Genomic DNA, 19,521 nt, shown 5'->3' on the forward strand with positions numbered 1-19,521 from the left:
GCGGCGTCTCCCGGCCCTGACAGGTCCGGGCCGGCACCGCGGTGCCGGCCCGGAGCCCTCATCCGGGCACTGCTACTTCTCGGTGCGGGCCACCGAAATCGGGACGACGTCCCGGCGGCGCCAGAAGTAGGTGACGACCAGGATCAGCGTCCCCAGGATCGCCAGCAGTCCGAACGATCCCACGTTCAGCCCGAGCCCGAAGCTGAACACGTAGGCGAGCATGCCTGCGGTCAGGCAGTAGTAGACCATCGGGATGATGGTCTTGCGGATGAGCGCGCCCTCGCGGTCGACCAGGCCCACCGTGGCGCACGCCGCGACGACGTTGTGCACGGTGATCATGTTGCCGGCGGCACCGCCGACAGCCTGCGCCCCGACGACAACGCTGGTCGGCGCCCCGATCTGCTCCGCCGTGGAGAACTGGAACAGCGAGAACATCAGGTTGCTCACCGTGTTGCTGCCGGCCGCGAACGCGCCGAGCGCACCAATCCACGGCGAGAACACCGGCCACGCCTCCCCGGCGAGCGACGACGCACCCGCGGCCAGCGACAGCGGCATGCTCTCCAGGCCCGACACGTTGAACTCCGCGCCGGAGTTGATGAAAACGCGGACCATCGGCACCGCGACGAGCAGCGCGACTGCCGCGACACCGATCTGCTTGCCCGACGTGGTCACCGCCTGGATGACCTGAGGCATCGACATGCGGTGGATCAGGAAGGTCAGCACCACCGCCACGAGGAACACGAACCCGGGCGAGTACAGCGCCTGGAAGTCCGCCCCGGCGTCCGTGCCGAAGATGCCCGCCCATTCCAGGGTCCCCGCCTGGAGCCCTTCGGTCACCGGCTCCACCAGCCGCGTGAACAGCAGCAGCACCGCGACCAGCACGTAGGGCGTCCACGCGCGGACGATGCCCATGTCGGCGCTGGTGACCTCGCTGGTGTCGGGGACGAGCCGGCCCATCCACTCGGGGGCCCAGTTCTTGCGGGGCGCGAAGTCCCACGGCTCGGACGGCACCAGGAAGCCCCGCTGCGCCGCGAACACCACGATCATCAGTCCGATGAGGCCACCGAGCAGAGCGGGGAACTCCGGCCCGAACAGCCACGCGACGAGCACGTAGGGGATCGTCATGGCGAACGCCGCGAACAGCGCGAAGGGCGCGACCTTGAGGCCGTCGGCGACGCTGCGCCGCTCGCCGAAGAACGCCGTCAGCATGCAGACCATGAACAGCGGGACGAGGGTTCCCACAATGGCGTGCATCCCGGCGACGGCGAGCGTGACGTCGTTGGCGACGTAGGTGGTCAGGTCGGTGCCCGCCGCGCTCAGGCTCTCTTCGACAGTGGCACCGCTGAGGCCGTCGGTCACCCCGACCAGCAGCGGGGTGCCGACCGCGCCGAAGCTCACCGGTGTGCTCTGGATGATCAGCCCGACCATCACCGCGGCCATAGCGGGGAAGCCGAGAGCGAGCAACAGGGGCGCGGCCACCGCGGCCGGGGTACCGAAGCCTGAGGCGCCCTCGATGAAGCTCCCGAAGAGCCAGGCGACGATCACCGCCTGCACCCGGCGGTCGGGGCTGATCCGGGTGAACGCCGCGCGGATCGAGCGGATCGCACCGCTGGCGTTCAGCGTCGACAGCAGCAGGAGCGCACCGAAGACGATGTAGAGGAGGCCAACGGCGATGATGAAGCCCTCAACGGTGGACGCCGCGATCTCCACCCAGCCCACTTGCCAGACGAACGCCGCGATGAGGACGACGACGGCATAGCCCACAGGCATCGCGTACTTCGCGGGCCATCGAAAGCCAACCAGCAGCACACCGATCGAGAGGATCGGCAGTATCGCCAGTAAGCTCAGGACCGCCAGATTGTCGGTCATAGTGCTGTTCCTTTGGATCGTTGACGACGGGAACTGCGGAACTGGCCCCCCGGGATGCCAGGTGTGCTGGATCGTTCGGACTCGTTCACCCGGCCTGCTTCGGCCAGCCGGGCGCGATGTGCGCGGGGGCCGCGCCCCCGCTGAGTCACGACTGTCCCGCTTCGGTCGTCGCTGGCTCGCCCGTTAGTCGGGCGGCCCCCTCGCGCACGGCCTTCTCGGCCGCGGCGAGGTGCTGTTCGAGCGCGACGCACGCGCATTCGCGGTCGCCGGTCTGCAGCGCCTCCAGAACGGACCGGTGCTCGCCCGACTTCGCGGCAACCGTCGGGTCGTCGCGCTGCACCATGCCGATGACCAACCGGACCTGGTCGGCCTGCATGTCCCAGGCGGCGAGCAGCCGGCTGTTGCCGGCGAGCTCGGCGAGATGCCGGTGGAACGCGAGGTCCGCCCGGGTCGCCGCGGAGCGGTCGCCCTCCTCCAAGGCGGCCTCAAGCGTGTCGAGGTCGGCACTGAGGCCGGGCAGCATCGCGCGCACCGCCTCGTCGTCAGCGGTCTGCACGGAGAGCCGCTCCAGCGCCTTGCGCACCGAGTAGATCTCGGCCACGTCCTTGCTGGTGAGAGAGACGACCCGGGCACTGCGCCGGGAGCTGAGCTCCACGAGTCCCACCCGGGCGAGCTCCGCCAGGGCGGTACGAACGGGGCCGCGGCTCACTCCCAGGCGCTCCGCGAGATCGGCCTCCACCAGGCGCTCGGCGGGGGCGAGCCGACCGAGCACGATCAGCTCACGCAGCTCGGCGAAGACCTCCGCCCAAAGCTCGGAGTGCTGCGTGCCGATCGGGCGCATCGTCATGACCTCTCACTTCCGTGATCTCCTGAGTGTGTATGATCTGGGTCACAGGTAAGGTTTGTCAACGAATGCCAGTTCACGGTTCTTGGTTAACTGTTATCCGGAAGCGCCGAGCTCGTTCCGGATCCCACCGGGGGCACGTGCGGCGAACGCCGGTTGGAAGGGAGACCGAACGTGCGCATCGCACTGTTCGTGACCTGCGTTAACGACACCCTGTTCCCGGACACCGGCAGGGCGGTGGTGCGCCTGCTGGAGCGGCTGGGCCATGAGGTGGTCTTCCCGGAAGCGCAGACCTGCTGCGGCCAGATGCACTACAACAGCGGGTACCGCCGCGACGCCCAGCGCCTGGCCGTGCGGTTCGTCGAGACCTTCGGCGACGCCGACGCGGTGCTGGTGCCCTCCGGATCCTGCGCGGCGATGATCCGGGACAACTACACCCGGCTGGGCGAAGCAGGCAGCCCTCTGGGCCGCGAGGCCGGCGCGCTGGCGCCGCGGGTGTACGACCTCACGGAGCTGCTCGTCGACGTCCTCGGTGTGACCGACGTCGGCGCGTACTTCCCGCACACCGTCACCTACCACCCCACCTGCCACGGGCTGCGCGTGCTCGGCCTCGGCGAGCGGCCCTACACACTGCTGCGAGCGGTTCGCGGCCTGGAGCTGCGCGACCTGGGCGGCGCGGCCGAGTGCTGCGGCTTCGGCGGCACCTTCGCGATGAAGAACGCCGAGGTGTCATCCGCTATGGGCTGGGACAAGGCGCGCAACGTGGCCGGCTCCGGGGCGGAGGTGCTCTGCGCCGCGGACAACTCCTGCCTGATGCACATCGGCGGCGTCCTGAACCGCCAGCGGTCCGGCGTACGTGTCATGCACCTCGCCGAGATCCTGGCCAGCACCGAAGAGGAGCCCGCACACACATGAGCCGAACCTTCGTGGGAATGCCGGACTTCCCCACCGCAGCCGCCGGCGCCACACACGACCCGCAACTGCGGCACAACCTGCGCGAGGCCACGCACACCATCCGCGACAAACGGGACAGCGCCGTGGGTGAGCTGGACGACTGGGCCCAGCTTCGCGCGGCGGGCAAAGCCATCAAGGACCGCACGCTGCGCCACCTGGACGGCTACCTGGAGCAGCTGGAGAGCGCCGTCACCGCGGCCGGCGGCACCGTCCACTGGGCCGCCGACGCCGAGGAGGCCAACGCCATCGTCACCCGCCTGGTCCGCGACACCGGCGAGCGCGAGGTGGTCAAGGTCAAGTCCATGGCCACCCAGGAGATCGAGCTGAACAACGCGCTGGACCAGGCGGGGATCACTGCCTACGAGACCGACCTGGCCGAGCTGATCGTGCAGCTCGGGGACGACCTTCCCTCACACATCCTGGTCCCCGCCATCCACCGCAACCGCGCCGAGATCCGGGAGATCTTCCTGCGCACGATGGCCGACTGGGGCGTGCCCGCCCCCGAGAACCTGAGCGACCAGCCGGCAGCGCTGGCCGAGGCCGCGCGGGTGCACCTGCGGCGCCGGTTCCTGGACACCAAGGTGGCGATCTCCGGGGCGAACTTCGCCGTGGCCGACACCGGGACCCTGGTCGTCCTGGAGTCCGAAGGCAACGGGCGGATGTGCCTCACCCTTCCCGAGACCCTGATCTCCGTGGTCGGTATCGAGAAGATCGTTCCCTCCTGGTCCGACCTTGAGGTGTTCCTGCAGTTGCTGCCCCGTTCGTCCACCGGCGAGCGGATGAACCCCTACACCTCGACCTGGACCGGGCCCACCGACGGCGACGGTCCGCGGAACTTCCACCTGGTGCTGCTGGACAACGGCCGCACCAACGCGCTCGCCGACGAGGTGGGGCGCCAAGCGCTGCGCTGCATCCGCTGCTCGGCCTGCCTGAACATCTGCCCGGTGTACGAACGCACTGGCGGGCACGCCTACGGCTCCGTCTACCCGGGCCCCATCGGCGCGATCCTCAACCCGCAGTTGCACGGGACCTCCGACCCGGTCGACGCCTCGCTGCCGTACGCGTCCTCACTGTGCGGGGCCTGCTACGAGGTGTGCCCCGTTGCCATCGACATCCCCGAGGTCCTGGTCCACCTACGCGAACGGGTCGTCTCAGAGCCGGGACACGCCGCGGAGAAGGCGACCATGGGCGCCGCCGGGTGGGTGCTCAATGACGGCCGGCGGCTCGGCCTGGCCCAACGCGCGATCGGCGCGGCACGTTCCATGGTCCCGCGCCACATACCCGGCCCGCCCTCGGCCTGGACCGATACCCGCGACCTGCCCGACATCCCGGAGAAGTCGTTCCGGCAGTGGTGGCGGAAACGGGAGAAAGCGCAGGAGGACGAAACAACGGGGGCGCGGCAACCCCGGGAGGACGGCGCAGAGGGCCGGCAACGGAGCGACAGGCGGGGAGGCGAGCGGTCATGACCGGCTCACGCGAGCGAATCCTGGGGCGGGTGCGCGCGGCCCTGGCCGACGTGCCGCGGGATGAGCGTCCCGACGACGTCGCCGTTCCGCGAACCTACGCGTCCGCGCACGGCGGCGACCCGGTCCCGACACTGGTCGACCGGCTGGAGGACTACAAGGCGAGCGTGCACCGCGTCACAGCGGGCGGGCTCGCCGAAGCGATCGCGGAGGCGGCGCGGCGCCGGTCGCTCGCGCGCCTGGTTGTCCCGCCGGACCTGCCCGCCGAATGGACGACGGCCACGCCCGCGACCATCGTGCGCGACGACGGGTTGACCATCGACGAGCTCGACGCGGTCGACGGGGTGGTCACCGGCTGCGCCGTTGCTATCGCCGAAACCGGCACCATCGTGCTCGACACCGGAACCGCGCAGGGCCGGCGCGCCGTATCGCTCATCCCCGACGTACACCTGTGCGTCGTGCGCGCCGACCAGGTGGTCAACGGCGTTCCGGAGACGGTGGCCCAGCTCGACCCGCACCGCCCGCTCACCTGGATCAGCGGCCCGTCGGCCACCAGCGACATCGAGCTCGACCGGGTGGAGGGCGTGCACGGCCCCCGCATCCTCGAAGTGATCATCGAGGAAGGCTAACGCTGTGCGCCGCCTCGCGCCCACCGGGCGCGAGGCGGCACCAGGAACGTGTCCCCCCGCCCATACTCACCGGGGTGCGTTCGGAATCCGGGCCGGGGGTGCGGATCGTTCGTCCACACCTGTGTGGAACCGTTCGTGTTCGCCGCGGCGACAGGACGATGGGTCCCTCGGGGCGTGCCGCGGACACCGGTCGGGCACCAGACTTGTGGTCGAGTGTTATTAATAAATGTCTGTTTGTTTACTAACCCCGCTGACGCTTGGTACGTTAACAAAAAGACGTTCACAAACGAGAGGGTGACATGGTCAGGCCGCGCACGACCAGCGACGAGGCGATCCTGCGGGCGACGGCGCGGGCGATCGACCAGCACGGGCCGAACGCGCTCACGCTGGCCTTGGTCGCCGAGGAGGCCGGCCTGTCGCCCGCGACGATCGTCCAACGGTTCGGATCCCGGCGCGGCCTGCTCCTCGCGTTCGCCGAGCACGCCGTATCCGGCACGCGAGCCACCTTCCAGCGCGCCCGCCAGGAGCACGGCTCCCCCTTGCACGCGCTGTACGCCGCCCTGGACGAGCAGGCGTCCGGTGTACGGACGCCCCAGCAGATGGTCAACAACCTTGGGCTGCTGCAGCTCGACCTGACCGACCCGCAACTGCGAGGGCTCGCCGCCGACCAGGCCCGCCAGGCGCACGACGAGATCACCGCGCTGCTCACCGAGGCAGCGGCGAACGGGGAGCTGGCAGCGGACGCGCCGTTCGCCCGGCTGGCGCGCGCGGTCCAGGTGACCTACAACGGCGCCCTCATCCTGTGGGCCCTGTCCGGCGACGGCCCACTCGCCGACGCCCTGCGCGGCGACCTCGACGAAACACTCCGCCCGTATCGCATCAGTGCCGACCCGACTACCGAAAGCGAGACAACATGACCACCCACCCGCCCTTCACCGGGAAAGTGTTCGTCGGGACGAGCGTCGACGGGTTCATCGCCCGCACCGACGGCACCATCGAGTGGCTCACCAGCCGCGGCAACGCCCTCGACGACTACGGATTCGACGCCTTCATCGCGGACATCGACACGGTCGTGCTCGGCCGCGCCACCTACGAGGAACTCCTCGGCTTCGGTCCCGACATGTGGCCCTACGGCGACCGGCGCATCGCCGTCCTCAGCACCCGCCTGGAGACCGACGACTCCCGCGTCACCGTGTACCGCGACCTGGACCAGCTTATTGCGGGCTTGGCCGACAGCGGCGCAAGCAACGTCTACGTCGACGGCGGGCAGACCATCCAGACGTTCCTGCGCGCCGGCCTCATCCACGAGATCACGATCACCACGGTGCCCGTCCTCATCGGAACGGGGCTTGCGCTGTTCGGGCCGCTCGACAGCGACGTCCCGCTGAACCACCGCTCCACCAAGGATCTCGGTGCCGGCATCGTCCAGTCGACCTACACCGTCGCCGCCTAACGAGCCGAGTCGCGCCGCGCGGCACGCGTGGCACTGTAATGGAGTCTCGTGGAACTCGGACTGGCCCTACCCACCTCGGGGCGGTTCGCGTCCACGAGGCGATCAGCCTCGTCGCCCAACACGCCGAACGTATCGGGCTCGCTTCGTTGTGGACGTTCGAGCGGCAGCTGTCGCCGACGGAGCCGGTGTCGATGGGCGCCACTATGCGATCGCCCAGTCCAGAGTGAACCCTAAGCCGGTACAGCAGGGCGGACCCCCGACCCTGGTCGGCGCGGCCGCCCCCGCCTCCACCCGCCGGACCGCCCAGCTGGGCCTGGGGCTGCACCCGGTGATGGTGACCTGGGACACCCTGGAGAACGCGATTACCACCTTCCGCGAGGCGGGGCACGAACCGGGCTCGCTGCCGGTGGTACTGCGGGTGAACTTCCCGCTCACGGACAGGCCGGTCGACCAGCACGGACCACTGGCGGGCTCGGCCGAGCAGGTCACCGAGGACCTTCCCCGACTGGAGGCACTCCGCATCAATGAGGTGTTCTGGTCCATGGACCACCCCCGATCGAGCCGGGCGCGCAGCTCGAACGCATGGCGCAGCTCCTGCGCACCGCCGGGGAGGCTTCGTCGCGCTAGCCCATGGTCCAGCTCACAGCCGCCCACCGGAGACAAAATGGCGCGCTACCCCTGCTGCGTGCGTGGTAGAGTCGGAGACGTCTTCAGGGCAGCCCCCACCAACCAGGGGATTCCGGCCTGTTGACCTGCGCTCGTAGCTCAATGGATAGAGCATCTGACTACGGATCAGAAGGTTGGGGGTTCGAATCCTCCCGAGCGCGCCGCCGTGAGACAGCGCGACGAAGGCCCTGAGCAGGGGAAACCCCGCTCAGGGCCTTCGTCGTTGAGGTGAACCCCAGAGGTTTCGCCGCCCGTGTGGTTCCCGTGTGAGGACAAAAGTCATCCCTGTGGCTTGGGTATTCGCATGCCGGTCAGTGCGAGGCCGCGCGAGTCAGATGGTTCATATGCGCAAGCGTTCCGTATTGCGACACAATCTGACTACCGTATGTAATTGACAGGTCGTTGCGCCCGTACGTCAGTCGACTGGACGGCCATCGGAAACCGTCATCCTCCTTGTCTGGCGCCGGCGTTAGATCGTCGACGGGTCACCTCGTGTTGGGCCGGGCGGGTCATTTCGCGTGGGGCCACGGCTGGCCGGTGCCTCGGTACTCCTCGACCGGGATCGGCGAAACTCCCTCGCGCATATGGCGGGTGTAGAGGATGCCGTGCAGGTGGTCGATCTCGTGGGCGACAAGGCGCGCCAGTGCGTCGGTGAGCACGGCGATGGCCACGGTGCCATCGGTGGTGGTGTGTTCGACCTCGATACGGCGTGGTCGGGGGACGAGCCCGCACACGTCGAAGAAGGACAGGCAGCCTTCGTAGAGTTCGTCGGTTTCGGCTGAGGTCTCGATGATGCGGGGGTTGAGCAGGGTAAGCGGCTGGGCATCGGGGTCAGGCGGGGCCACTACGGCGGCGGCGCGGTCGATTCCGATCTGGGGGGCGGCCAGGCCCATTCCTTTGCCGAACTCGTGGTGCTCGCGCACGCGTTGCATCGCCCGGTGGATCTGGTCGATGGCGTCGGTCGCCTCGCTGGCCTGCCATGGTAGGTCGAAGTGGGGGGCGGTGCGGGTGAGGATGGCCTCGCCTTGTTGGACGATGCCGGCCGCGCGCATGCGGTCGGCGGCGGTGCGCAGCAGTGGGCGGGGGAAGTCGTCTTCTCGGGCGCGCCAGCGCCATTCGAGGCGGTAGCGGGCTCCGATGGGCGGGGTGGCGGTGGCCCAGGAGAAGACGATGTCCTCGCCGCGCTGGTGACGCTCGATCGGGTTGCGCAGCGGCACCGATTCCGCGGTGGTGGAGGTCTCGGTGCCCCAAGCATCAGGGGCTAGTTCCGCTGGAAACACCAGGTAGACGCCCACGTCGTTGGTGGGTAGCCGGATAGCGCGTTGGAACCACTATCCCCACTGGTCCTCGCCCACGGTGTAGGAGTACTCCAGTGTGGCGGCCTGTCCCGGATAGAGCGGGAAGCGTGATTCCTCGTTGTCGAAGCACAGCCAGACTTCTTTGAAGGAGTCACGGTCGTGCTTGGCGACCCAGCGCATCGGCTCGCCATCGCAGCTGGCCGCGAGGTTCAGCCTCTGCCAGGTGAGCGGGTGGCGGCGGTAGAGCTCGTTGGAGCGTTCGGGCTGGCCGGGGTAGCGGTCCGCGCTGATGCGGATCAGATAGCGCGTGACGGGTTCACTGCCCCCGTTGACCACGCGGCGGCGCATCCGGGCGGTGTAGAGACCGTCGCGGTACGACAGTTCGGCGTGGTCGGAATCGACGAACAGCTCCGAGGGAGCGGCCGCGCTGGCCGGGCGCACGGAAGTGGTCTGGTGCCAGCTCTTCCACAGGTGCCCGCCTGTGGCCAGGTGCCGCTCGGCCAGACGCACGAAGTCCTCACCGGCATGATGGCGCCCGGCTTCGATGTGGCTGATGTAGGAGGGGTCAAAGCCCAGGGCCTGGGCCAGGGCCTTCTTCGTCAGTCCGCGGCGGGTGCGCCAGTGGGCCAGGGCGGAAGGGAAGTCGTGGGCCATAGTCGTGATTGTCGCCTACTGACCGCGTGAGTGCGTGAGTGAATCGTGACTGACCCGATCTCAGTCTGTCCTCATCCGGCCGTCGCGTTCTTTCCTGGACTTCTCGTCTTCGGTTGTTCTCAGGAGGAGCGTGATGGGTTCCGATCATCAACTGCTGCTGGTGGGCGCGGGATCGCGGGTACAAGACGTGCTCCTGCCCACGCTAAAGAAGGCAGCACTCCCGGTGCGCCTGATCGGGGCTGTCGATCCCGACCCCGGTGTCGCCGAGAGCCTGGCTCGGTTCGAGCCTATGCCCGTCTATCCGTCGTTGGAGAAGGCCCTGGGCACGGCCACCTTCGACACGGCGATCCTGGCCTGCCCGCATGACCGTCACCAGTCGCTGACCCTGCGCCTGCTGGAGGCGGGCGTGACAGTGTGGAAGGAGAAACCTCTCGCCTTGACCACGCGGGACGCCGTGGAGCTGGCGCGGCGCAACGGAAGGCTACGGGTGCTGGCGCACCGCCCGCACAGCCAGCTTTATGCGATCGCCAGCAGACTGGCCGCCGACTGGGGCCGGATTCTCTCCTACCAGATTCGTATCTCTCGCCCCACTGGTGACTACACGGCGACGTGGCGCGCCGCCCGCACGCGTGCGGGCGGCGGTGCGCTGCTGGACCTGGGGTATCACGCCTTCGATCTCATCGCCCGGCTGGTGCCCGCTGAGGTCACCAGCGTCTACGTGCTCATCGATGCCAGCCCGTTATGGCGCCCACGGGTGGAGGTGGAGGAGAGCGCCCAGGTGCTGCTCACCCACCACGGCGGCGCCACCGGATCGGTCTATGTCTCTCGATGCGACGACCGCGCCGATGTCTACGACCTGGTCTACGAGGGTGGGCGCATCACCATCACCAACGACCGCGCCCGAATCCGTGTGGGCGAACATCCCCACCTGACCCACACCGTGCACCTTCACGCCGAGGAGGACGCCTGGACACGGATGCTGCGTCACCACGCCCAGACTCGTTTCGATGCCACCGTCGACATGGCCGAGGCGCGCGTTGGGGTACTGGCCACCGCCCTCACCGAGACCGCCTACACCTGCCTGGACTCCGGGCAACCGGAGCGCCCACCCCGCCCGGACATCGCCCGGCCTGTGGAGAGGATCGCCTGATGTCGCTGGCCTGGCCCCCCGATCGACGACGAGATCCGCGCCGCTGTCGTCCACCAGCTTGACACCACCACTTCCATCTATGACCGTTCCGGCATCATCGCCCGGTTCGAGGACGCCTTCGCCGCACGCCACCACGCCGACTTCGCCCTGCTCACCAGCTCCGGCACCGCCGCCCTGCACTCCGCCTACTACGCCTTGGGAATTGGCCCCGGCGACGAGGTCCTGGTCCAGGACTACACCTTCTTCGCCACCGCCATGCCGCTGTTCCAGCTCGGCGCCGCTCCCGTTCCGGTCGACGTGGACTACTCCGGTGAACTCGACCTGGACCAGGCCCACGCGCTTATCACCCCGGCCACCAAGGCGCTGGTGGCCACCCACATGTGGGGCCATCCCCAGCAGATGCGGCGGTTGCGGAGCTTCTGCGGCCGCCATGGCATCGCGCGAGGGCGTCAGTGTCGGCCAGCTCGCTGACGCCGCGTGCTGGAGCCTGCAAGGCCGCAAGACCATCACCGCAGGGGAGGGCGGCATCCTGACCACACCCCACCGTGAGGTGTACGAGAAGGCCATGCTGCTTGGCCACTTCAATAAGCGCGCCCTCGCCGAAGTCCGACCGTCCTCACCCCTCCATCGCTACGCCGCCACCGGGCTGGGGCTGAAGTACCGCGGGCATCCTCTCGGACTGGCGATGGCCGAGGTCTACCTTGCTCGCCTGGACTCCTGGCTGCACCACCGCCAACAGCACGCCGCCACACTCGAATCCGTCCTCCCCGACCGCCCCGGCATATCGGTGCTGACCCCGACCGGCCCCGAACTCACCCCGACGCTGTACGCCTTTGTGTTCACCATCGACCCCGCCACCACAGGTCTCACCCAGCGAGATCTACTCGCCGCCCTGCACTCGCGCGGCCGCTACGAGGTGACCGACTGCGACTCCATGCGCCCCCTGCACACCCATGCCGCCTTCACCCACCCCCACTCCCCAGTCGCCGACTATCCCCATCCGCTTATTCGCGGCCCGCTGTCGGTCGCGACCTGGCTGTCCGAGCACACGCTGCGCGTCACTGTTCCCTCCGAGAACACCGCCACAGCACATCGCTACATCCACACGGTCGCCGAGGCGCTCGAAACCGCCCTCAGCCCATCCGCAGCGCGCTAACGTCACCCCCATGGACCACGACCTCGACCTCCTGACCCAGGGCGCCGACCGCGATGGAATCGACAAGCACGTGGTCGGCGCAGTCATCCACAACGACAGACACGTGCTCATCCTGCGCCGCAGTGGTGAGGACGGCTTCCTGCCCGGTATCGAGGAACTGCCCTCCGGCGGGGCCGAGCCCGGGGAAGACCTTGTCCAGGCCCTCGCCCGGGAACTCGCCGAGGAAGTGGGATGGCGCCAACCGCTCCAGCTCGACCCGGGCTTCGTCGCCACGTTCGACTACACCACCGGAAGTGGGCGCCGGGCCCGCCAGTTCACCTTCAGCCTCGCCCACGACGGCACCCCGATCTCCCTGTCCGCCGAGCACACCTCCCACCGGTGGATCACCCCCGACGAACTCGCCCACACCACCCTGACCGCGGAATCCAAGAACACCATCATGACCTGGGCCGGCCAAGCCGCCTCAAGACTCCAAACCGGGTGATGGGGGCAAGCTGTCTCCCCTTCCCGCGACGAGTTCGGCGACAGCTTGCGCTGAGGCGTGGAACAGTGCGGGCACGACGCTGGTATACACATCCAAGGTCGTCGAGACCCGGGTGTCCCCCAGCGTCTCCTGGACGACCTTGACGTCGGTCCCGGCGGCCAGCATCAGTGTCGCTGCCCCGTGGCGCAGGTCATGCAGCCGGATCGGTGGAAGCCCAGCCTGGGCTGCGAGATCCCGGAAACGCCGCAACAACCAGTCCGGGCGCAGCGGCTCCTGCTTTGACAACGCCGTCACTGAGAGCTTTTTCGCCTCGCTGGAGACCGAACTGATCGACCGCACGCGGTTTTCGACCCGCGCCCAGGCCCAGCAGGCGGTGTTCTCCTACATCGAGGGCTTCTATAACCCGCACCGGCGCCACTCGGCCAATGCCAAACTCAGCCCCGCCGACTATGAACGTCATCACACCGCAGCACTGGCCTCAGCGCCGCATCCACCCTCGCTGACCAGTAAAGCCGCCTGAGAACCCAAGCCCACCACCTGTCAACTAAACCGAAGCAACTTCAGCTTATGCGACATGGAATCCACTTGCACCGAACGATCCATGAGTTTTCGAACCAAAGTCACAGCCCCTTTGCGGCCGAATATTGGCCCTTCCAAAGACAACACCATTAATTCGACCCGAATTTCTGCCTATCAGCCACTCACTCTATATTCGGCGCACCCCGGACGCATCATATACGCCCATCCCGCGAGGATCCGAAAATACTCGTGCCAAACGTTGTGACCGTGCAATTATCTCGGCTGACCGAAATTCCAGCAGTCAGCCGCCTGTTCCGGTGGAACCGGCTCTGGCGCGGTGTACGAGGGCCGCGCCCCGTGTCCCCGTCCGGTTGGATTCCTCCACGAAGCTCTGCGTCCTGTGCATGGAGACCGTTGAAGAGGGTCACCCCGGGCAAGGAGCTTGCCCTGAGGGCGGCCAGGGGTCGCGCGTCTCTCCTCGCACGGTGCTACTCGGCCAGCTCGACGACGGCGGGCTCCTCCAGTGTCAAGAAGTCCGACAGCTCCAGCGTGGCTAGCTCCGTTTCGGCAGGCACGTCGAAGATCAGTTGCCCGTCGACGCTGTTGCCGGGGTTGATCTCATTGATCCAGCTGTCGGTGTCCACGGCCACCTGGGCGGAACTGTCGGTGGAGTACTCCTTGCCGTCAGCATCGACGAGCTTCTGGCTCGTCGAGTCGAACGTCCCGGCCTGGTCACCGACGTTCTCGACGGTGATGTGCGCGATCACGTACTGCCCGTCGGGCGTCTCGGTCAGATACTGGTTGTCGCCGACGCTCTCCACACCGGTTTCGAGGTCGGTGACGGTGAACGCGAACGCTCCGGACTCGACGGTGTCGCCGATCCCGGCCGCCTCCTCGCTGTCATCCTGGCCCTCGTCGTTGCCGCCGGCCTCGGTGTCCGAGCCGCCGTTTCCGGTGTCGTCGCTGTCGCCGCCCAGAACACCAGCGATGACGACGACCATGACCAGGATGACGACCAGGCCGGCGCATCCGCCGCAGCCGGCGCCAATCTTCGCGCCAGTGGACATGCCCTTTCGGGGCTGGTTCGGCGGGTATCCGCTGTATTCACTCATTGGAGAGCTCCTTCGAAGCGCTTCTTACAAGGGATGACGCATGGGAGGGGGAGGGGGGATGCGCGCGAGGGGAAAACGGAGGTCTCGTCCCGAACGAGGTCCCCGCTCATTCCCGGAGCGTTGACCTGGCGGTCACGCTAGTGGACGAAGCCCTTGGCCGTGGGGAAAATCGCGAAAAATGACAACGTGGACGTTCGCTCATGGACGCCATCTGGACATACGGCGCCGCGCCGACGCATTCGTGCCCCACGCCGGCATGAGAGGTCTTCAGAGAGGATCTCTACACCGGTACACCGATAATCGCGGTGCCGCGGGCCGTCGACCAGTTCGACAACGCTGACCGCCTCCAGGAAAATGGGAGGCTCTGTCGCGAATTTCGTGAAACGTGCGCGGCGCAGGCAGCATGACCGCAATGATGCGCTGTGCCCTTCTCCTCCCTCACCGCACTGCTCTTCCCCCACCTCGCCGAACTCGACGTCGAGGAGGTGGCCTGCAACGGAGCCACGCTGCGGATCCGGGCCTGTCCTCGCACCGTTGAAGCCGACTGCCCCGTCTGCCAGACGGTCTCTAGACGCGTGCACAGCCGCTACCTCCGCCGCATGGCCGATGCTCCCGTCTCCGGACGCGAGACGCTGCTCCTCCTGGAGACCCGCCGGTTCTTCTGCGAGTACGACGGATGCCACAAGCGCACTTTCGCTGAGCAGATACCGGGTTTGACCACCCCCTACGCTTGCACCACGCCGTTACTGCGCCGCATGCACCGAGACCTCGCCCTGGCCCTTGGGGGCCGTCCCGGCTCCAGTTTGGCCCGCCGACAGGCCGTCGGCACCGGCAAGGACACACTGCTGCGCCTCATCCGCGCCCTGCCCGACCCGGCCCCTGGGCCGGTGCGGGCCCTCGGGGTCGACGACTTCGCCCTGCGCAAGGGCCACAACTACGGCACGATCCTCATCGACATGGGCACCCACCGCCCCATCGACCTGCTCCCCGAACGTTCCGCCGAGTCCTTCGCCGCCTGGCTACGCGAACACCCCGGTATCGAGGTGATCTGCCGCGACCGGGCCGGCACCTACGCCGACGGCGCCGCACGCGGCGCCCCGACCGCTGAACAGGTGGCGGACCGATGGCACTTGCTCCACAACCTCGGCCAGGCTGTCGAGCGCCTCGTCGCACGCCTGCGCTCGGCCTGGGCCCCGAACGACCTGGCCGTGCCCCCGCCACCGGAACCTCACCCGCAGGGCAAGCGCGTCGAGCAGACCCGCCAGCGCCATGCCGCCGTCCACACGCTGCTCAACACGGGGCTGGGTATCGACGCCACTGCGGACCGGCTGCAGATGCACCGCAAGACCGTACGCAAGTACGCCCGCGCCGCCGATGCCGACGAACTAGTCGTTACCGGGCCGATGGCGCGGCAGAGCAGCCTGGACGGCCACACCGCCTACCTGGCCGCCCGCTTCGCCGAGGGCTGCACCAGCGCTCAACGCCTGCATACCGAGGTGCTCCAGCGCGGAGCGCGCGTCAGCGAGCGGACCGTGCGCCGGTTCGTTCACCGGCTGCGTGCCGAGACTGCTCCGGCAGCGCCACCGCGGGTGCCCAAGGTCCGCGAAGTGGCCTCGATGCTGCTCACGCACCCTGATGCGCGAAGCGAGGAGGATCGGATGCTGCTCAAAGAGTTGTGCGAGCGCTGCCCCGAACTGGAGCGGGCGCGGGGCCTAGTGGCGCGATTCTGCGTCATGGTGGTCGAGCGCACCGGAGCCCCTCAGCTTGCGGAGTGGATGAGCGATGCGCAGGACAGCGGCCTCGGAGAGCTGCGCGGGTTCGCCCGCGGGCTAGGCAAGGACTGGAACGCCGTCATGGCCGGGCTCACGCTGGGGTGGAGTTCGGGGGCGGTGGAGGGCACCGTTACGAAGCTCAAAGCGCTCATGCGCCAGATGTTCGGCCGCGCCAAGCCCGATCTCCTGCGCAAGCGCCTTCTCCACCTCGCTTGAGGAGCGACCGTCACGAACTTTGCGACAGAGCCAGATCGAGCTAGCCGTTGACAATTCATGGCACCCGGCTGGAACAGCTCGACGGTCACCGTGTTCACACCGTCAGGTGTGGGTGCGGTATTGGTGGCCGTCACCGTGCCGGTGACGCCGGTAACCAATACATGCGTGGGGAGCTTCCCTTGCTGTGTGCGGCCCGGAGTGCGACGCTCTCGCAGACTAGGAGGGGACGGGGTCGGCGGGAATCCGTCTCATGACGGTCTTCACGGGTGGTCCGGAGAGACCGCACGGCGGGGGAGGGGGTCGCACTCCGGCCGGGGAGGCTCGGTCTCCGAGCGGGGCGCGATGGGGCGCAACCGTCGGGGAGTGTCCGGGCCGCCCCACAGCGGCGAAACGGCTGGCCCGCCACCCGTGGGAGCAGGAGGCGGGCCGTGTGCTATCGCCCGGCGTCCAGCGCGGCCCGGTATGCCTCGCGGTCGAATCGGTGCCCGCGGCGCCATACCCCGACGATTTCGCCGGTCGCGGCGATATCGCGGGTGGGGTCCCCGGCGACGAGCAGCAGATCGGCCTGACGGCCGGTTTCGATACGTCCCCGATCGGCCAGGCCGAACACCTCGGCAGGGGCGGCGGTGGCGGCCGTGAGCGCCGCAGCCGGGGGCAAGCCGGCATCCACCAGGGCGGCCAGCTCCGCGTGCAGGCTCAGCCCGTGCGCCGTCCGCGGGTGGGCGGCGTCGGTCCCGGCCAGGATCGGCATTCCCGCCTGGTGCAGCATTTGCGCCGCATCCCGGGTGTGACGGGCGTCGGCCCACCGCGGTGGCTGCCAGGCCAGATGCTCCCGCCAGTCCGCCAGCAGTGCCTCGCGCAGTGCCGGGTCGAGGTAGGGCCACAGGTGTGGCCGGTCCACATAGTCCGCTTCCCGGCGGCTGGTGCCGTACAGCAACTCAAAAGTGGTGATCGTGGGGATCGCGAAGATCCCCGCCTTCACGGCACGCTGCACGAACTCCGGGTCAGCGGGATGGTCGACGAACAGGTGCGCCAGGCCGTCAGCGCCGGAGTCCACCGCCTGCAGCGCGTCGGCCCGGGTGCTGATGTGCGCCAACACCGGCATCCGGCGAGCGTGGGCGTGCGCGATCAGCTCCGAGATGGTCGCCGCGTCCAGGTGCGGCTGCCGGCCCCAGCCCATGGTGGAGCCGTCCTCAATGATGACCTTGAGGTAGTCGCTGCCCTCCGCGGCGCGGGCGGCGACGAATCCGGCCGCCTCAGAGGCGCCCGCCAGGGTGGGGAACTCCGGGTAGACGCCCATATCCACCAGTTGGCTCGGGTGCCCGCTGGGGGCGGTCGCGCCGATGCCGGCGCTACGGATGTCGGCCACGTCAGTGCGGGTGGACGCTGCCGCGCGGAGCGGGTGCAGCAGCTCGGGAACGCAGAACATGTCCAGCTCGGTGGTCACGCCGAACGCCAGCGCCTGCCGCAGCTCGGCCACCTGCATGGTGTGGGTGTGCGCGTCGATCAGCCCGGGCAGCACCGTGCCGCCCGCGCCGTCCACGACCCGGGCGCCGGCCGGTGCGTCCAGGCCCGCCCCGACCGCGGCAAGGAACTCACCGCGGACGAGCACCGAGTCCGCATCCAGCGTGCGGCGGCCGTCGAACACCCGGACGTTGCGAAGCAGCGTGATGGCCGGTGTGGGATTCAGCGGGGTGGATCCGCCCGCGGCGTCGGGCGGCGTTGTAGAACGAGGAAACACAAGAACTCCTTAGCTGTGTTTCCTCCGCCACCGTCATGAGACTGACGTGCCCATGATAGGGGGACACCGCACCGCGGCGCCCCAGCCGTGTCACCCTGCGGTTGCGGTCTCATGGAGGTGTAGCCAACGCAGGCCGCGCTGGCCGGGGAGTCGCTGCCGGCCCTGAAAGATCCCCGGCATGGAGCCGTTACCCGCCGCAGAACGGGAGAAGGGCGGCGGGGTACGCCGGTGTCGCAGGGATCTAGGGCCTGTCTCGAAGTCGGCTTTGTGGCGGTGCGTCGTGTTCGCCAAGTAAGGAGGTCTCCGGTAGAGGGGTTCATCGACCAAGAAGAACCTCATACACCCAGACCTCGTGGCCACTGTAGCCGCAGCGGGGCGGTTCGACCTGACCGACGGGCAGTGGGCGGTGGTGGAGCCGCTGCTGCCGCAGGCCAAGAAGTCGGGACGGCCGCCGAGATGGTCCAGACGCCGTCTCCTCGACGGGATCCGCTGGCGGGTGCGCACCGGAGCGCCCTGGCGGGATGTCCCCGAACGCTACGGCTCCTGGCAGGCCGTCTACGGCCTATTCCGCCGCTGGCAGCAGGCAGGGGTCTGGCAGCAGATCCTGACCGCGCTGCAGGCGCGCGCCGATGCGGCCGGGCGCATCACCTGGCAGGTGAACGTGGACTCCACGATCACCCGGGCGCATCAGCACGCCGCCGGGGCCAGGCGCAACGGGCCGGACCAGCGCGAGCCGCCGCGCGGCGAGCCCGGTGACCACGCCCTGGGGCGTTCACGCGGCGGGCGCACGACCACGATCCACCTGGCCTGCGAGCAAGGCCAGGGGGTGATGGCGACGCTGGTGACCGCCGGGCAGCGCGGCGACGCTGCCCAGTTCGCCGCGGTACTCCAGGCCATCGGGGTGCCCCGACCAGAGCGCGGGCGGCCGCCCGCCTTCAGCGCGCAGGACTACCGCAAGCGCCACGCCGTGGAGTGCGGCATCAACCGGCTCAAACGCCACCGCGCCATAGCCAGCCGATACGACAAGCTCGCCGTGCGCTACGAAGCTACCTTCCACATCGCCGCCATCAACGACTGGCTAACCCCACTTCGAGACAAGCCCTAGAAGCAGGGGTATCGGGTGGCTGTGACGAATACGTGGCGAAAGAGCGAGACACCGAGATCACGAACCCCATGTGAACTGCGAAAACCATCTAAGTGCCCAACGCTCAACGGGAACAGGGCGGCACGCCAGGGCGGTTCGCCGTGGCGCAGCGCCAACTCGAACATGTGGGCGCAGGCGACCACGGCCGCGATCGTGGCCAGAAGAAGTACCGCGGCGATGGTTGTCAAGCGCGACCACACCGAACTCGACATGGGTTACTCGCTCCGCTTCGCAAGTCATCAGCCATACACGGGAGCTAGACGACGGTGAGCACTACCGCGGACGTGCACCTCGGCACATCGTGGAGACGGCCGCTCCACGCGGCCAGCGTAGGGCGAGGACCGAAACCCGCCAGCGCCTGCCTAGCGGGCTCGGCAGAATGCGGGCATGGAGCCGG

The 19,521-nt window shown here is 68.6% G+C and carries 19 protein-coding genes, 1 tRNA gene and 1 pseudogene; 13 read left to right on the forward strand and 8 right to left on the reverse strand.

Annotation, left to right across the window (positions count from 1 at the left end; genetic code table 11):
• Positions 1-72 precede the first annotated feature (72 nt).
• Together F4561_RS29050 and F4561_RS29055 are read right to left on the reverse strand one after the other, a co-directional pair.
• Positions 73-1,869, reverse strand: a complete 1,797-nt coding sequence (locus tag F4561_RS29050) for an L-lactate permease (RefSeq protein WP_184584898.1) — start codon at positions 1,867-1,869, stop codon at positions 73-75.
• A 145-nt stretch (positions 1,870-2,014) separates the two neighbouring features.
• Complete coding sequence (locus F4561_RS29055) at positions 2,015-2,716, reverse strand: GntR family transcriptional regulator (protein WP_184584899.1); 702 nt, start codon at positions 2,714-2,716, stop codon at positions 2,015-2,017.
• 171 nt (positions 2,717-2,887) lie between these two features.
• On the opposite strand from F4561_RS29055, the gene F4561_RS29060 reads away from it, so the two are divergent.
• The 7 genes from F4561_RS29060 (at position 2,888) to F4561_RS29090 (ending at position 8,039) form a co-directional block, all read left to right on the forward strand.
• Positions 2,888-3,628 (forward strand): (Fe-S)-binding protein, encoded by a 741-nt coding sequence (locus F4561_RS29060; RefSeq protein WP_184584900.1) that lies wholly within the window; start codon positions 2,888-2,890, stop codon positions 3,626-3,628.
• The gene (locus F4561_RS29065; RefSeq protein ID WP_184584901.1) at positions 3,625-5,133 is read left to right on the forward strand and encodes a lactate utilization protein B; all 1,509 of its coding nucleotides are present in this window, start codon (positions 3,625-3,627) and stop codon (positions 5,131-5,133) included. Before F4561_RS29060 ends, F4561_RS29065 begins: the two co-directional genes overlap by 4 nt.
• Positions 5,130-5,759: a LutC/YkgG family protein gene (locus tag F4561_RS29070; RefSeq protein WP_184584902.1), complete on the forward strand. Its 630-nt coding sequence runs from the start codon at positions 5,130-5,132 to the stop codon at positions 5,757-5,759. The genes F4561_RS29065 and F4561_RS29070 overlap by 4 nt, the downstream gene beginning before the upstream one ends.
• A gap of 299 nt (positions 5,760-6,058) precedes the next feature.
• Positions 6,059-6,676 carry a TetR/AcrR family transcriptional regulator gene (locus tag F4561_RS29075; RefSeq protein WP_184584903.1) on the forward strand — a complete coding sequence of 206 codons (618 nt, stop codon included), beginning with the start codon at positions 6,059-6,061 and terminating at the stop codon, positions 6,674-6,676.
• Positions 6,673-7,212 (forward strand): dihydrofolate reductase family protein, encoded by a 540-nt coding sequence (locus F4561_RS29080; RefSeq protein ID WP_184584904.1) that lies wholly within the window; start codon positions 6,673-6,675, stop codon positions 7,210-7,212. Before F4561_RS29075 ends, F4561_RS29080 begins: the two co-directional genes overlap by 4 nt.
• 148 nt (positions 7,213-7,360) lie before the next feature.
• Positions 7,361-7,963, forward strand: a complete 603-nt coding sequence (locus F4561_RS29085; RefSeq protein WP_221446373.1) for an LLM class flavin-dependent oxidoreductase — start codon at positions 7,361-7,363, stop codon at positions 7,961-7,963.
• 3 nt (positions 7,964-7,966) lie between these two features.
• Positions 7,967-8,039: transfer RNA gene (locus tag F4561_RS29090), tRNA-Arg, on the forward strand.
• A gap of 348 nt (positions 8,040-8,387) precedes the next feature.
• On the opposite strand, the gene F4561_RS32960 is transcribed toward F4561_RS29090, so the two are convergent.
• A complete protein-coding gene (locus F4561_RS32960) occupies positions 8,388-9,173 on the reverse strand; it encodes a peptide deformylase (protein ID WP_312885697.1) in 786 nt (261 codons plus the stop codon).
• Between the two features lie 36 nt (positions 9,174-9,209).
• A complete protein-coding gene (locus F4561_RS32965; RefSeq protein ID WP_246438183.1) occupies positions 9,210-9,830 on the reverse strand; it encodes a helix-turn-helix domain-containing protein in 621 nt (206 codons plus the stop codon).
• A gap of 133 nt (positions 9,831-9,963) precedes the next feature.
• On the opposite strand from F4561_RS32965, the gene F4561_RS29100 reads away from it, so the two are divergent.
• From F4561_RS29100 to F4561_RS29115, 3 genes and pseudogenes are all read left to right on the forward strand, one after another.
• Positions 9,964-10,980, forward strand: coding sequence for a Gfo/Idh/MocA family protein (locus F4561_RS29100; RefSeq protein ID WP_184584906.1), 1,017 nt, complete (start codon positions 9,964-9,966; stop codon positions 10,978-10,980).
• Positions 10,981-11,013: 33 nt separating this feature from the next.
• Positions 11,014-12,136, forward strand: a pseudogene (locus tag F4561_RS29110) (aminotransferase class I/II-fold pyridoxal phosphate-dependent enzyme).
• Positions 12,137-12,146: 10 nt separating this feature from the next.
• The gene (locus F4561_RS29115; RefSeq protein WP_184584908.1) at positions 12,147-12,620 is read left to right on the forward strand and encodes an NUDIX domain-containing protein; all 474 of its coding nucleotides are present in this window, start codon (positions 12,147-12,149) and stop codon (positions 12,618-12,620) included.
• Here the strand turns inward: F4561_RS29115 and F4561_RS34105 are convergent.
• Positions 12,600-12,872, reverse strand: coding sequence for a tyrosine-type recombinase/integrase (locus F4561_RS34105; protein WP_376773822.1), 273 nt, complete (start codon positions 12,870-12,872; stop codon positions 12,600-12,602). The two genes, F4561_RS29115 and F4561_RS34105, sit on opposite strands and share 21 nt — an antisense overlap.
• On the opposite strand from F4561_RS34105, the gene F4561_RS33490 reads away from it, so the two are divergent.
• Positions 12,760-13,140: an IS3 family transposase gene (locus tag F4561_RS33490; protein WP_184584909.1), complete on the forward strand. Its 381-nt coding sequence runs from the start codon at positions 12,760-12,762 to the stop codon at positions 13,138-13,140. The genes F4561_RS34105 and F4561_RS33490 overlap by 113 nt on opposite strands.
• A gap of 487 nt (positions 13,141-13,627) precedes the next feature.
• Here the strand turns inward: F4561_RS33490 and F4561_RS29125 are convergent, their stop codons facing one another.
• Positions 13,628-14,251, reverse strand: coding sequence for a DUF4352 domain-containing protein (locus F4561_RS29125; protein ID WP_246438184.1), 624 nt, complete (start codon positions 14,249-14,251; stop codon positions 13,628-13,630).
• A gap of 422 nt (positions 14,252-14,673) precedes the next feature.
• Between F4561_RS29125 and F4561_RS29130 the strand changes: the two genes are divergently transcribed.
• Positions 14,674-16,239 (forward strand): ISL3 family transposase, encoded by a 1,566-nt coding sequence (locus F4561_RS29130; protein WP_184584910.1) that lies wholly within the window; start codon positions 14,674-14,676, stop codon positions 16,237-16,239.
• Positions 16,240-16,672: 433 nt separating this feature from the next.
• Here F4561_RS29130 and F4561_RS29135 read toward each other — a convergent pair whose 3' ends face one another.
• On the reverse strand, positions 16,673-17,980 hold the full coding sequence (locus tag F4561_RS29135; protein ID WP_221446374.1) for an amidohydrolase family protein: 1,308 nt from the start codon (positions 17,978-17,980) through the stop codon (positions 16,673-16,675).
• A 352-nt stretch (positions 17,981-18,332) separates the two neighbouring features.
• Here F4561_RS29135 and F4561_RS29140 point away from each other — a divergent pair, with 352 nt between their 5' ends.
• Positions 18,333-19,085 (forward strand): IS5 family transposase, encoded by a 753-nt coding sequence (locus F4561_RS29140; protein ID WP_184584911.1) that lies wholly within the window; start codon positions 18,333-18,335, stop codon positions 19,083-19,085.
• On the opposite strand, the gene F4561_RS33495 is transcribed toward F4561_RS29140, so the two are convergent.
• Positions 19,082-19,336 (reverse strand): DUF2637 domain-containing protein, encoded by a 255-nt coding sequence (locus tag F4561_RS33495; protein ID WP_281384310.1) that lies wholly within the window; start codon positions 19,334-19,336, stop codon positions 19,082-19,084. The genes F4561_RS29140 and F4561_RS33495 overlap by 4 nt on opposite strands.
• Positions 19,337-19,521 lie beyond the last annotated feature (185 nt).

The sequence above is a fragment of the Lipingzhangella halophila genome, assembly GCF_014203805.1.
Lineage (GTDB): Bacteria > Actinomycetota > Actinomycetes > Streptosporangiales > Streptosporangiaceae > Lipingzhangella > Lipingzhangella halophila.